Origin of the sequence: Burkholderia sp. NFPP32, assembly GCF_900119325.1 — a bacterium.
GTDB lineage: Bacteria > Pseudomonadota > Gammaproteobacteria > Burkholderiales > Burkholderiaceae > Burkholderia > Burkholderia pyrrocinia_C.
Map to the genome: position 1 here is coordinate 53,423 of NZ_FPJP01000009.1, position 12,693 is coordinate 66,115.

General features: G+C 64.9%; 9 protein-coding genes and 1 pseudogene. 6 read left to right on the plus strand and 4 right to left on the minus strand.

The annotated features are described in order from the left end of the window. Nucleotides 1-38 precede the first annotated feature (38 nt). From BT264_RS18630 to BT264_RS18640, 3 genes are read right to left on the minus strand one after another with little or no spacing between them, the layout of a single operon-like run. The gene (locus BT264_RS18630) at nt 39-1,505 is read right to left on the minus strand and encodes an efflux transporter outer membrane subunit (protein ID WP_072439744.1); all 1,467 of its coding nucleotides are present in this window, start codon (nt 1,503-1,505) and stop codon (nt 39-41) included. After that, on the minus strand, nt 1,502-4,666 hold the full coding sequence (locus BT264_RS18635) for an efflux RND transporter permease subunit (RefSeq protein ID WP_072439742.1): 3,165 nt from the start codon (nt 4,664-4,666) through the stop codon (nt 1,502-1,504). The genes BT264_RS18630 and BT264_RS18635 overlap by 4 nt, the downstream gene beginning before the upstream one ends. Continuing rightward, a complete protein-coding gene (locus tag BT264_RS18640) occupies nt 4,663-5,796 on the minus strand; it encodes an efflux RND transporter periplasmic adaptor subunit (protein ID WP_072439739.1) in 1,134 nt (377 codons plus the stop codon). Before BT264_RS18640 ends, BT264_RS18635 begins: the two co-directional genes overlap by 4 nt. A 417-nt stretch (nt 5,797-6,213) precedes the next feature. Here BT264_RS18640 and BT264_RS18645 point away from each other — a divergent pair, with 417 nt between their 5' ends. Together BT264_RS18645 and BT264_RS39980 are read left to right on the plus strand one after the other, a co-directional pair. Continuing rightward, nucleotides 6,214-6,939 carry a TetR/AcrR family transcriptional regulator gene (locus BT264_RS18645; RefSeq protein ID WP_083534100.1) on the plus strand — a complete coding sequence of 242 codons (726 nt, stop codon included), beginning with the start codon at nt 6,214-6,216 and terminating at the stop codon, nt 6,937-6,939. 168 nt (nt 6,940-7,107) lie between these two features. After that, nucleotides 7,108-7,392 (plus strand): annotated as a pseudogene (locus BT264_RS39980) (helix-turn-helix domain-containing protein); the annotation flags it as partial. A 173-nt stretch (nt 7,393-7,565) separates the two neighbouring features. On the opposite strand, the gene BT264_RS18655 reads toward BT264_RS39980, so the two are convergent. Beyond that, entirely contained in the window at nt 7,566-7,769 is a 204-nt protein-coding gene (locus tag BT264_RS18655) for an ectoine synthase (RefSeq protein ID WP_072439737.1), read from the minus strand. Nucleotides 7,770-8,175: 406 nt separating this feature from the next. On the opposite strand from BT264_RS18655, the gene BT264_RS18660 reads away from it, so the two are divergent. The 4 genes from BT264_RS18660 to BT264_RS18675 all read left to right on the plus strand — a co-directional run bounded on the left by BT264_RS18660 (nt 8,176) and on the right by BT264_RS18675 (nt 12,572). Further along, nucleotides 8,176-8,895: a thioesterase II family protein gene (locus tag BT264_RS18660; protein WP_072439735.1), complete on the plus strand. Its 720-nt coding sequence runs from the start codon at nt 8,176-8,178 to the stop codon at nt 8,893-8,895. A 153-nt stretch (nt 8,896-9,048) separates the two neighbouring features. After that, nucleotides 9,049-9,999 carry a UDP-glucuronic acid decarboxylase family protein gene (locus tag BT264_RS18665; protein ID WP_072439733.1) on the plus strand — a complete coding sequence of 317 codons (951 nt, stop codon included), beginning with the start codon at nt 9,049-9,051 and terminating at the stop codon, nt 9,997-9,999. 198 nt (nt 10,000-10,197) lie between these two features. Then, nucleotides 10,198-11,508, plus strand: coding sequence for a diaminobutyrate--2-oxoglutarate transaminase family protein (locus tag BT264_RS18670; RefSeq protein ID WP_072439731.1), 1,311 nt, complete (start codon nt 10,198-10,200; stop codon nt 11,506-11,508). A gap of 77 nt (nt 11,509-11,585) precedes the next feature. Next, on the plus strand, nt 11,586-12,572 hold the full coding sequence (locus tag BT264_RS18675) for a TauD/TfdA family dioxygenase (protein ID WP_072439729.1): 987 nt from the start codon (nt 11,586-11,588) through the stop codon (nt 12,570-12,572). Nucleotides 12,573-12,693 lie beyond the last annotated feature (121 nt).

Below are 12,693 nucleotides of genomic sequence, written 5' to 3' on the forward strand. Positions count from 1 at the left end.
GCGGCACGCGCAGCCGACCCCGTCGAAGCAAGCAGCCGTTATTGCCGGGCCGCGACTGCCGTGCGGGCGTCGGGCGGCAACTCGCCCATTGCCTGCAGGAGTGCCGCCGTATCGGTCATTCGCCGGCTCGCGGCACGGACCGCGTCGAGCTCCGCGGTCAGATATTGCCGCTCGCTCGCCTGCTGCGCGGACACCGGAACGGCGCCCAGTGTGCGGCGCTGCACCGTTTCGTCGAAGGCAGCGCCCGCCGCCCGCGCCGCGATTTCGTTCGCGGCCAGCGTCTGCGCGTCGTTGTCCAGCGCGGCGAGCGAATCCGCGACGTCACCGAACGCGGACAGCACCGCCGACTTGTACTGAAGCACCGCCGCGTCGTACGAATCGAGCGTCGCACGCCGGTGGGCCAGCAGCGCGCCGCCATGGAAGAGCGGCTGCGACAGGCCTGCGCCGACTGCCCACAGCCCTCCCGCCCCCGACAACAACGCTGGCCAGCTGAAGCCGCCGCGTCCCAACGTCGCCGTGAGCGACAAACTCGGGAACAGCTGCGCGGTTGCTTCGCCCGCATCGGCTGCGGCGGCTTTTACCGCGGCTTCGGCCGCGCGGATGTCGGGGCGTGCCTTCAGCAGGTCGGACGGCACGACGACGGGCACGTGCTCCGGCAGCGACAGGTTGCCGAACGCGGGGATCGGCGGCACGGCGTCGGGCGTGCGGCCGAGCAGGATCGCTAGCGCGTGAACGGTTGTCGCGCGCTGCTGGCGTAGCGCCGGCAGCGTCGCGGCGAGCGATGCCGCATTCTGCGTCGACGCCAGCGCCTGCGCGTGCGAGATCGCGCCGAGCGCGTAGCGCTGTGCATCGTCGTGCGCGGACGATGCCGCGATGGTGACGAGCCGCTCGGTCAGCAGGATCTGTCGGTCGAGCGCCGCGGCGGAGATCGCGGTGCCGACGATGTTGGCTGCCAGCGCGCGCCGTGCCGCCTCGAGCTCGCAAGCGCGCACGTCGACACGCGCGGCGCTTGCCGCGTTCGCGTAGCGCGTGGCGCCGAACAGATCGAACGTGTAATGCGCCTGCAACTGACCGACGAACACGTTGTAGCGCAGGGTCTGCGCGCCCGTGCCGGAGATGTCCGGCGTGCGGGTGCGCGCCACCTGCGCATTCGCGTCGAGCGACGGCAGCGTCGATGCGCCGACCTGCGCGCGCAGTTCCTGCTGCGCGGCGGCGAGCGTCTTTTCGGTCGCGGCAAGCGTCGGATTCGCGCTCAGCCCTTCGTCGACCAGCGCGTCGAGCGCGCCGGAGCGATAGAGCCGCCACCACTGCGGAACCGGCGCGGCGCCGACGTCGAATTGCTGCGCGACGCCCGCCGCTTCGGCAGTCCGCGCCGGCTGCGGCGTCTCGCCATAGTGAGCCGGCGACGGCATCGCGGGCGGCGTGCTGCTCGGGGCCATCGCGCAGCCGCACAGGCCGAGCGCCGCGGTCGCGGCAAGCGCCGCGGTCATACGCGTAAGTTTCATTGACATGTCTCCGGGGACGCGACGGCCGTGGCGGTCGACTCGCGTTCGTCGCCTCGCACCTTGAAGCACGTCGCATAAAGGGCGGGTAGGAAGAAGATGGTCAGTCCCGTCGCGACCGTGATGCCCCCCATCAGCGCCGTTGCCATCGGGCCGAAGAAGCCCGAGCGCAGCAGCGGGATCAGGGCGAGCACGGCGGCGGCGGCGGTCAGCATGATCGGCCGGAAGCGCCGCACCGTCGCGCTGACGATCGCCGTGAAGCGCGGCTGTCCAGCTGCGATGTCCTGGTCGATCTGATCGACCAGGATCACGGAGTTGCGCATGATGATCCCGAACATCGCGATCACGCCGAGCAGCGCGACGAAGCCGAACGGCTTGCCGAACAGCAGCAGCGCGGCGACCACGCCGATCAGGCCGAGCGGCGCGGTCAGCACGACGATGAAGGTGCGCGAGAAGCGCTTGAGCTGAATCATCAGCAGCGTCAGCACCGCGATGATCATCAGCGGCATCTGTGTGTTGATGGACATCTGGCCCTTCATGCTTTCCTCCGCCGCGCCGCCGATGTCGATCCGGTAGCCGGTGGGGAGCGTCGCGCGCAGCGTCGCCAGCGCACCGTCGATGTCGCGCGTGACGCCGATGCTCGCTGCGTCGCCGCGCACGTCGGCCTGCACGGTGATCGTCGGCTGGCGGTCGCGTTCCCAGATCACGCCGTATTCGAGCGTGTCGCGCACGTGGCCGATCGCGCCGAGCGGCACCGGGCCGTGCGGCGTCGGAATCGCGATACCGGCGAGCTTCGACGGGTCGACGCGCTCGCTCTTCGGCGCGCGCAGGTCGACGTTGATCAGCTTGTCGCGCTCGCGATATTGCGTGACCGTGTAGCCGGACAGCGTCATCGCGAGGAAGCCCGACACGTCTTCCGACGTCACGCCGAGCTGACGCGCCTTGAGCTGATCGATTTCGAACGACACCGAGCGCTCGGCCGGCTCGTCCCAGTCGAACTGCACGTTGCGCGTGCGCGGGTCGGCGCGCACCTTGTCGGCCACCTTCTCGGCGATGGCGCGCGCGGTCGCGATGTCGTCGCCGCTCACGCGGAACTTGATCGGGAAGCCGACCGGCGGCCCGTTTTCAAGCCGCGCCACACGCGTGCGCACGGTCGGGAAACGGGTCGCGAGCGTCGACTCGAGCCAGTGCGACAGCCGGTCGCGCGCTTCGACGTCCTTCGCCGTGATGACGAACTGTGCGAAGTTCGGCTGCTGAAGCTGTTGGTCGAGCGGCAGATAGAAACGCGGCGCACCGGTGCCGACGAAGTCGACGACGTGATCGATTTCGGGGCGGCCAGCGAGCGTCTTCTCGAGCCGCGTGGCCTCGCGCAGCGTCGCGTCGAACGACGCGCCTTCCGGCAAGCGCAGGTCGACCAGCAGTTCGGGGCGCTCCGAGTTCGGGAAAAACTGCTGCGGCACGCGCGTGAAGGCGGCCATCGCGATCGCGAACAGCACCGCGGTCACGCCGAGCACGACCCAGCGGCGTTCGATGCAGGCCGAGATCCAGCCGGACAGGCGCCGGTAGAAGCCCGTGTCGTACACGTCCTGCCCGTGCGCATGCCCGTCGTGATGCTTGAGTTCGGGCAGCATGTGGTAGCCGAGCAGCGGCACCAGCACGACGGCTGCAAACCACGACACGATCAGTGAAATGGCCGACACCTCGAAGATCGAGCGCGTGTATTCGCCGGTGCTCGACTTCGCGAGCGCGATCGGCAGGAAGCCCGATACAGTCACGAGCGTTCCCGTGAGCATCGGGAACGCCGTGCTCGTGTAGGCGAACGCCGCCGCACGCGTTCGCGTCCAGCCTTGCTCGAGCTTCACCGCCATCATTTCGACGGCGATGATCGCGTCGTCCACCAGCAGCCCGAGCGCGAGCACCAGCGTGCCCAGCGACACCTTGTCGAGCCCGATGCCGAACACGTGCATGCACAGCGCGGTCACGGCCAGCACGATCGGAATCGTGATGACGACCACCATCCCGGTGCGCAAGCCCAGCGACACGAGGCTGACCACGAGCACGATGGCGACGGCTTCGCCCACCGCTTCGACGAAGTCGTCCACCGAGTGCTTGACCGCGTGCGGCATGCTCGACACCGCGCTCAGCTTCACGCCGGCCGGCAGGCCTGCCTGGAGTTCGGCAGTCCGGGCGTCGAGCGCCTCGCCGAGATCGATCACGTCGCCGCCCTTTTGCATCGTCACGCCGATGCCGAGCACGGCGTGGCCGTTCGTGCGCATTTGCGTGACGGGCGGATCGTCGTAGCCGCGCGTGATCTTTGCGACGTCGCCGAGCCGGAACGTGCGGCCGTTTACGGTGATCGGCATGTCCGCGAGGGCCTGCATGTCCTTGACCGCGCCGGTAGGGCGCACGAACACGCGATCGTCCGCCGTCGTGATCGTGCCGACCGGCGCGACGGCGTTCTGCGCGTCGATCGCTTGCGCGAGCTGTTGCGGCGTGATCGCGAGCCGGGTCAGCTGCGCGTTCGAGATCTCGACGAACACGTGCTGATCGGGGTCGCCGAAGTAGTCGACCTTTGCTACGCCGGACACGCGCAGCAGCACCGCGCGCAGCTTGTCCGCGTAATCGTGCAGTTGCGCCGGCGAGTAGCCGTCGCCTTCGAGCGCATAAATGTTCGTATAGACGTCGCCGAATTCGTCGTTGAAGAACGGACCGACCGTGCCCTTCGGCAGCGTCGCGCGGATGTCGCCGACCTTCTTGCGCACCTGATACCAGGTCTCAGGCACCTGATTGACCGGTGCCGAATCCTTCATCGCGAAGAAGATCATCGACTCGCCGGGGCGAGAGTAGCTCTTGATGTTGTCGACGTACGGCGCGGCCTGAAGCTGGCGGCCGATCCGGTCGGTGACCTGCTCCTGGACTTCGCGGGCGGTGGCGCCCGGCCAGTAGGTCTGGATCACCATCGTGCGGAACGCGAACGGCGGATCCTCGGACTGCGCGAGGCGCGTATAGCCGATCACGCCGAAGATCGTCGCAAGGCCGATCAGGAAGATCACCAGTTGCTGATGCTTGAGCGCCCATGAGGACAGATTGAAGCGACGGTCGTCGGCCGGGCCGGCGTCGGTTCGCGCGTCGTCCGGTAGTTGCTGATGTTCGGGGGCGTTCATGACGGGAAGTCCTCCGGATGCAGCGGCGGCACGACGCGCACGCGTTCGCCGGCGGTGACGGTATGGACACCTTGCATCACGACGCGCTCGTCGCTCGCGAGCCCCGACGTGATGGACACCGTGCGTTCGTCGTAGCGTCCGATCGACACCGTGCGCAGTTCCAGCGTGTCGCTGCCCTTGCGGACGACCCACACCGCCGGCATTTCGCCGCGGTGAAAGAGGGCGGTGGCCGGCAGCGTGATCGTATGGTCCGCGGCGGCGTCGGTGCTGCCGTCGAACGCGACGTTGGCCGTCATCCCGGAGCGCACGTCCGGGCTCGGCGCGATCAGCGTCAGTTTTACCCGCCACGTGCGGCTTTGCGGATCCGCGGCGGCCGCGACCTCGCGCACGCGCGCATCGAACACTTTGCCCGGCAGCGCCGTGAGGCTGACGCGCGCGCCGCGGCCGATCACGAGATCGCGCAGGTCGCGCTCCGAGGCGTCGCACACGATGTCGAGCTCGCCGCTCCAGTCCAGATGAAACACCGCCTGCCCCGCCTCGACGTTCTGCCCGGTATCGGCATCTTCGGACGTCACGACGCCGTCGTGATCCGCGACGAGCGTCGCGTAGCGCAGATGATCTCCGGCGAGCGCCATCTGCGCGAGGGCGGCATCGCGCTGCGCGACCGCCGATGTATAGGCATCCTGCGTTGTCTCGAGCTGCGCGGGGGCGATCAGCGCCGCCTGTGCCTGCGCGCGGTCGCGCTCCAGCTGCTGCTTCGCGTAGACGACCCGATGCTCGGCGGCGTCGAGCTGTGCGCGGGCATTGAGCAGCGTGTTGTGCAGATCGGCGGGATCCAGGGCCGCGAGCGTCTGCCCGGCCTTCACGGTGTCGCCGATGCGCACGCGCCGCTCGACGATCTTGCCGCCGACCCGGAACGACAGCGCCGTCGAATAGCGCGCCTGGACTTGCGCCGGCAGCACGCGCTGCGATGCGCCGCTGTCTGCGTGAGCCGGCAGCGCGACCACCGACCGCGGTTCGGGCGCGGGGGTCTCATGCGAATGACAAGCCGTCAGAAGAATTGCACAGCATGCGAGCGCGATCGGCGCCCGCTGAACCGGCGGCGCGATGCGTGTCAGGAGCCGGCGCATCGAAATGCGCGCATCAAGACCTGGTGATTTCACGATGTTTCCAAGACGAATGAAGGGCCAACTAAAAAAAATCCGGCGACCTCGGCGGGCCGGCCGACTGGGGCGGGGCGCGATCCGGCTTCGCTGCCGACGGCGCATCCATTTGCTAAATCAGTACTCCGATGTTTGCGTGGCAGCGTCCGATGCCGGCACGCCAGGTCACGCAGCCTGCGCCCGCCGCAGGGAGCGGTGGGGCTGGCTACCGCGCGGGCATCGAATGCCCGTGCTGGCCGTTACCGCACGTCGAGGACCCTTCCGGCAGACACGCTCGGCGCAGCGATTTCCGAGATTAGACTCATAACTGATAATATTGTCAAGTATGAGACAATAATCTACGATTGCGGAATGCAAGAAATTTCGAAGGGGGGAGACGCTGTCATGGAACAAACGTCCGAGCCGCCGCGGCCCATCGGGGCCGCCGTCGCGACCGAGCACCGGCTGCCGCGGGGCGCGCGGCGCAAGCAGGCGACGCGCATGCGTCTGCTGCGGGCGGCGTTCATGCTGATGGCGGAAAAGGGGATGGACAACGTGGCGATCAGCGAGATCACCGAGGCGGCCGACGTCGGGTTCGGCTCGTTCTACAACCACTTCGCATCGAAAGACGGACTTTTTGCCGCGTTGATCGAGTGGGTGTTCGACGATTTCGCGGATCGGCTCGAGCGCGTGACCGGCGGCTTGTCAGATCCGGCGGAGGTCGTGTCGGTCTGCGTGCGCCATACGCTGATGCGAGCGCATCGGGAGCAGATGTGGGGTCGGTTCTTGATGCGCGAGGGTTTCTCGGTGCGCGCGCTCGACCGAGGGCTTGGGCAGCGCTTGCGGCGGGACAGCGTGCGCGGCATCGCGGCGCGCCGCTTCGTCGTCAGCGATCCGTTCGTCATCGTTCTGGCGTCGACGGGGACGATTCTCGCGGCAATCGCCGCGCAGCTTCACATCGCCAGGACGGTCAAGGGCGGGACGAGGCGACGGGTGGAGGGCGTTGGCGGTTTCCCCGAACGGACCGCCGCGATCGTGCTGCAGACGCTTGGCGTTGCGCGCGCCGAGGCGCACGCCATCGCGAATCGCCCGCTACCGCCGGGCGATTTCGCCGGCGCGGGAGGCGGTTGAGCGGCGGTAGCCGCCGACGCACGTCGGGCCGCTTGGGTCAGGCAACGAAGGCGGCAACGCAACCGTGTCCGGTTGCGAGCGCGCCGCCGGACTCGCGAGGTCAAGGCCTGCAGAATTTGCTGGTTTTGCATTTTACATAAGCTAAATTATCAACGTTAAATCTTGTAGCGGCTAAGTTGTAATGTCCGCTTCGGGGGTGCGGCTGGACTGACGTCGCGCAAACGTGGTCGCCCGGGGAACCGGCGATTGGACGAGGAACTGGCTCGGCAAGCGCTGACGATCATTCGCGAGCGCTACGCGGATTTTGGCCCGACGCTGGCCTGCGAGAAGTTGTCCGAGTGCCACGGCGTCCAGTTGGCCAAGGAAACGGTGCGGCGGCTGATGACGGATGCCGGTTTGTGGGTGCCACGCCGGCAGCGTCCACCCAAGGTCTACCAGCCGCGATCGCGACGAACGCGACGATTCCGAGCCGCACGCGCGATACCTCGATACGCGCGACGAACAACAGGATCGCGACCGTCGCGACGGCACCCGCGACCTGCAGTCCGGCATAGAAACCGTCGGACTGCCGAAACACACCGGTGACTATTGCAGCCGACGTCGCAAGTGTCGGCTTCACTAGACGCTCAATGTGTCGATCCGGATGCGCCGTCGAGCGTGTGCCGTTCGGTGCCACGCAGCGGCGAATTGTCGAGTGCATACATATCTCCCGGCCGGATCGGGTAAACGTTCCCGTCCACGTCCTCTACTTCGCCATGACCTGCGATGCAATAGCAGGCTTCCAGATGATTCCTGTATTGCAACAGCGACTCCGTACCCGCCGGTACCACGGTATTTTAGGTGTGAAATCAGGGGACGACATTTTCGACTACGCGCGTCCCCTTTTCCTACGACATACATCCACGCGGCGTCATGTTTAACTCATGCCAAACCGGATCGGGCGTATTCCGAATCCGAGCGGCGCGCATCTTGAATGTTCACGAAGCAAATCAATGCTTCCATGACTTCCGGTGTGCTTCACGCACTGCCTTTGTACCGCGATGACGAACCGGCTATCGACGTGCGAACTGCGGCGCCTGGCTGTCGCACCCGTTTCTCTCCAAGTGAAGATTGCCGATGCATCGCCATGGCAATCATGACCGGAACTTTAATGGTGAAAAACACCGAACACGTGAATTTCCGCAGCGCGATCTCATGTGCGCCAGTAACAAGCGAGCCGCTCGAGTACCCGCTCGCATGCGTCTGATCTGTTTCCCCTATGCGGGCGGCTCGGCCGCCGTTTATCGTGGTCTGCAAGCCTTGTTGCCCGGCATCGAAGTACGCCGTCATGAACTTGCGGGCCGAGGCAGCCGCCTGTCCGAGCCTGCCGTACGAGACATGTCGACGCTGATCGACGTGTTGCTGTGCGACTTGGACAACTGCTTCGATCGTCCCTTCGCACTGCTCGGACACAGCATGGGCGCGGCTATTGCCGTCGAACTGGCGCTGCGGCTTCCCGCCCAGGCGCAACCGAATCTGCGGCATCTGTTCGTGAGCGGGCGCGCCGCACCGGGCAAGGAGCGACCTGTTCGACGCATGCAGGCGCTGGACGACCGCGCCTTCCTCGATGCACTGCACGAGATGGGCGGCACGCCGAAGCCGGTACTGGACAACAGCGAACTGATGGCGCTGCTGATGCCGGCGCTACGGGCGGATTTCACGATGATCGAAAACTACCGGCCCGTGCCCGGGCGCAGGCTGGCGGTGGACATCACCGCGTTCGCGGGCCGGGCGGATGAACAGGTCCCCGTTGATTCCGTTGCAGGCTGGGGCGCCGAGACGACCGGGCGGTTCGATTTTCACGTCATCGAAGGAGATCATTTCTTCATGAGAAGCGAAATGCGGGCGATGGCCGGCATCATCGCGGCGCGCCTGCGGCGCGCGGAACACGTTGCGTCGAGCGCACTGCAGGCATGACGGGCCGATCCTCGCGATCGGCGTGCCGGCCGGTGCCGTGTCGAATGAAGAGGCTCGTGCGCCCTATCGGCTTCCATGCCGGAGCCGCGGGCCGGTCAAGCATGCCTGGAGGCCGCGCGTCGCTTCCTTGCGCGCGATACTTGGAGTGCAATTGTGCAACGTAATCGAAAGCGAATCCTCGTAACAGGTGGCGCGGGTTTCCTCGGTTCGCATCTTTGCGAGCGCCTGGTCGAACTCGGTCACGACGTATTGTGCGTCGACAACTATTTCACCGGCACGAAGCAGAACGTGGCTGCGCTGCTCGGCAACCCGAGCTTCGAGGCGCTGCGCCACGACGTGACCTTTCCGTTGTACGTCGAGGTGGACGAGATTTACAACCTCGCCTGTCCGGCTTCGCCAATCCACTATCAATTCGATCCCGTGCAGACCACCAAGACCAGTGTGATGGGCGCGATCAACATGCTGGGGCTCGCCAAGCGCACGCACGCACGCGTTCTGCAAACCTCGACAAGCGAAGTGTACGGCGACCCCGATGTGCATCCGCAACCCGAGAGTTACCGGGGCAACGTCAACCCGCTCGGGCCGCGCGCCTGCTACGACGAAGGAAAACGTTGCGCGGAGACCCTGTTCTTCGACTATCACCGCCAGCAAAACGTGCGAATCAAGGTGGTACGCATCTTCAACACGTACGGGCCGCGCATGCATCCCAATGACGGTCGCGTGGTTTCCAACTTCATCGTGCAGGCGCTGCGCGGCGAGGACATCACGCTGTATGGCGACGGCAGCCAGACCCGGGCGTTCTGCTATGTCGACGATATGGTCGACGGTCTGATCCGGATGATGGCCACGCCCGCGGACCTCACCGGCCCGATCAATCTCGGCAATCCGCACGAGATCGCGGTCAGCGAACTTGCGCAGATCATTTTGCGCCTGACGGGCTCGAAGTCGCGGCTCGTATTCCGTCCGCTGCCGAAGGATGATCCGACACAACGTTGCCCCGATATTGGCCTCGCACGCGCCCACCTCGACTGGGAGCCGACGGTCGGGCTCGACGCGGGGCTCCGGCGGACCATCGACTATTTTCGCGCGACCATGCCGGCTTGACGCCGCGTCCGGAAACCACGCTTCGATGATCGGGATGCGATGGCATGACGTAGTGACGTTGCATCGCCTGTGTCCCATTTTTACGTGACAGACGCGATATGGACTACATGCTCCAATCAGGCCGTACCGTTACGCCATTGGCCAGGATGAAGCAATGCCAATGTCCATCAATCCGCCTCGCAAGCCGGATCTCCGCGCATGGAAAAACTTGAGTATCTGAAGCATGTCGAATCGAAGGCGCGAACCTACGCGACATCTTTCCCACGGCTGTTTACCCATGCCAAAGGCATACGGGTGCGCGACTCCGAGGGGCAGGAATACATCGACTGTCTGTCAAATGCAGGTACGCTCGCGCTCGGACATAATCACCCGGAAGTCAATGAAGCCGTCATGCGGTTTCTGTCGTCCGATCAAATTCAACAGGCACTCGACCTGGCGACGCCAGCAAAGCACGCGTTCGTCGAGCAGCTTTTCTCGCTCTTGCCCAACAAGATCGCCGAATCCGGCAAGATCCAGTTTTGCAGTCCCAGTGGGGCGGATGGCGTCGAAGCGGCTATCAAGCTGACCAGGCACCATACGGGCCGCTCGACGATCATGGCGTTCCACGGTGCCTACCACGGCATGACGGCCGGCGCACTCGCCGTGTCGGGAAATCTCACGCCGAAATCGGCCGGCGGCAATGGACGCGACGTTCATTTCCTGCCTTATCCCTATGCTTTTCGCTGCCCGTTCGGCACCGATGGCTCGGCGACCGATCAACTCAGCATCAACTATATTCGGACCGTCCTGTCCGATCCCGAGAGCGGGATAACGAAACCGGCGGCAATCATTGTCGAAGTCGTGCAAGGCGAAGGGGGTTGCATCCCCGCTTCCGACGCCTGGTTGATCGAGTTGCGCAACCTGACGCTGCGGCATGAAATCCCGTTGATCGTCGATGAAGTGCAGACCGGACTCGGTCGAACCGGCGCGCTGTTCGCGATCGAACATTCCGGCATCCAGCCGGACGTACTGGTGTTGTCGAAGGCATTCGGCGGCGGCTATCCATTATCGGTGGTGGTCTATGACAAGCGCCTCGACACCTGGCCGCCCGGCGCGCACGCCGGCACCTTTCGAGGCAACCAGATCGCGATGGTGGCCGGCTTGTCGACCATGCGCATCGTCGAACGAGACGGTCTGTCGGCGCACGCTGACAGAGTCGGAAAACTACTGGTTGCCGGCCTCGAAGCGGTTGCCGGACGCTTCCCCTGTCTGGGCCAGATACGCGGCCGCGGCCTGATGATCGGCGTTGAAGTCGTCATACCCGGCCCACATGGCCAAACAGGCCCGACCCATGCGGAACTGGCAAAAGCCATCAAGCTGAACTGCCTGCGAAACGGACTCGTCATCGAAACCGGCGGCCGCAACGGCGCGGTACTCAGGTTCCTGCCGCCGCTGATCGTTTCGGAAGCGGATATCCACGAGATTCTCAATCGCTTCGAGCATGCGGTGGAAACGGCTTGCCGTGCATAGCCGCACCGCGGCGCGACCATGCAGACCGACCGGTTCGGGTCTCGCCGTGATCCACGTTCAGAAAAGGACTATTGACCATGCTGGGCATGACGGAACGCAAGCTGCTTGCCGACGGGAGTTCTCCGTGGCTGCTGGAGCCTGCGTCGAACGGGCGCGATATCGTGCTGGCGGTGAACGACAACCGGGTGGAGCTGGAATCCCGGCTTCTCGAACATGGCGCGCTCCTGTTTCGTGGCTTCGACGTTTCATCCGTGGGCGGCTTCGAAGCGTTTTCTAACGCGATTTCGGCCCATAAGTCCGACTACGTCTATCGTTCCACTCCGCGCACCTCGATCGGCAATGGCATATTCACCGCAACCGAGTATCCGCCGAGCGAGACAATCGCACTTCATTGCGAAAACGCGTATCAACGAACCTGGCCGCTGAGAGTGGCATTCTGTTGCCTTACTCCGGCCACGACCGGCGGCGAAACGCCGATTGCCGACATGCGCGAGGTGAGCCGCAGGATCGGACCGCGCATCCTGCAGAACTTCGAGGCGAAACAGGTCCGCTATGTCAGGCACTACCGGCGGCACGTCGACATTCCGTGGGAAACCGTCTTTCAGACCTGCGACCGCAGCCAGGTTGCGGCCTTCTGCGCAGACAACGGCATCGAGCTCGAATGGCTCGACGACGACACGCTACGCACCGCACAGATCAGCCAGGGTGTGGCTTACCATCCGGTAACCCGCGACAGGGTGTTCTTCAATCAGGCACATCTGTTCCATATCTCGAACCTGGAAGCATCGCTCGCCAGTTCGATCGTCAGCCTGTTCGGCAATGACCGAATTCCGCGCAACGCTTTCTATGGCGACGGGAGTCCATTCGATCTCGCCGACATCGAGCAGATCCGCAACGCATTCCGCGACTGCGCCATCACGTTTCCATGGCAACGAGGCGACGTCCTGCTGGTCGACAACATGCGCTTCGCGCATGGCCGCAACCCATTCGAAGGCGAGCGCAAGGTCGTCGTGTCATTGCTGGACCCGTACTCCCCCGACAGTGAAGAAATGGCCGACCGTTAGCCAGCGCGAGCGTACGAATAAATAAAAATCCATATTGATCAAGTGCGCGAAACGCCATGTCCATGGATTACGGGGCAGACGTCGGATTAGAGCGATGCTCTAATTTCAATACCATCCAATT

Coding starts and splice junctions, on each gene's coding strand:
- BT264_RS18630 (WP_072439744.1), bottom strand. CDS start 1,505: ATGAAACTTACGCGTATGACCGCGGCGCTTGCCGCGACCGCGGCGCTC.
- BT264_RS18635 (WP_072439742.1), bottom strand. CDS start 4,666: ATGAACGCCCCCGAACATCAGCAACTACCGGACGACGCGCGAACCGAC.
- BT264_RS18640 (WP_072439739.1), bottom strand. CDS start 5,796: ATGCGCCGGCTCCTGACACGCATCGCGCCGCCGGTTCAGCGGGCGCCG.
- BT264_RS18645 (WP_083534100.1), top strand. CDS start 6,214: ATGGAACAAACGTCCGAGCCGCCGCGGCCCATCGGGGCCGCCGTCGCG.
- BT264_RS18660 (WP_072439735.1), top strand. CDS start 8,176: ATGCGTCTGATCTGTTTCCCCTATGCGGGCGGCTCGGCCGCCGTTTAT.
- BT264_RS18670 (WP_072439731.1), top strand. CDS start 10,198: ATGGAAAAACTTGAGTATCTGAAGCATGTCGAATCGAAGGCGCGAACC.
- BT264_RS18675 (WP_072439729.1), top strand. CDS start 11,586: ATGCTGGGCATGACGGAACGCAAGCTGCTTGCCGACGGGAGTTCTCCG.